This window comes from Virgibacillus sp. M23, from assembly GCF_034190895.1.
Classification (GTDB): Bacteria; Bacillota; Bacilli; order Bacillales; family Amphibacillaceae; genus Virgibacillus; species Virgibacillus salarius.
Window position 1 is genome coordinate 1 of the sequence record NZ_JAWDHA010000321.1, and the last position, 418, is coordinate 418.

2 protein-coding genes are annotated in these 418 nt (G+C 43.5%); both read right to left on the reverse strand.

Going from position 1 to position 418, the window contains the following annotated elements; genetic code table 11:
* Positions 1-338, reverse strand: a 338-nt coding sequence (locus tag RVS70_RS22770; RefSeq protein ID WP_321135016.1) for a biotin/lipoyl-containing protein, incomplete at its 3' end; no start/stop codon positions are given.
* Between the two features lie 15 nt (positions 339-353).
* Positions 354-418, reverse strand: a 65-nt coding sequence (locus tag RVS70_RS23485; protein WP_414617192.1) for a hypothetical protein, incomplete at its 5' end; no start/stop codon positions are given.

Sequence of the window (418 nt, forward strand, 5' to 3'; positions counted from 1 at the left end):
TCCTCACTCACCTCTTGTGCAGCTGGTTCAGCCTGTTTCTCTTCTTTCACGCTTTCCTTGCTTTCTGCTTTCTCTGTAGGAGCAGGGGCAGAACTTTCACCCGCGCCTTCTGAAATCGTACCGATAATTTCTCCGACCTGGACGGTATCACCCGAATCTTTCAATACCTCTTGAAGTACACCCGATTCTTCTGCTGTCAATTCAACATTCACTTTATCCGTTTCTAGTTCAAGCAGATATTCACCCTGTTCTACATAGTCACCAGGCTGCTTTAACCATTGGGCTATTGTTCCTTCTGAGATTGATTCTGCTAATTCAGGTACCTTAATTTCCGCCATTTTTTCATTTCCCCCTTAGTTTTTGCGAGTCAAGCTATCAGATACAATACGTTCCTGTTCTTTTTTATGAACTGTCGGAT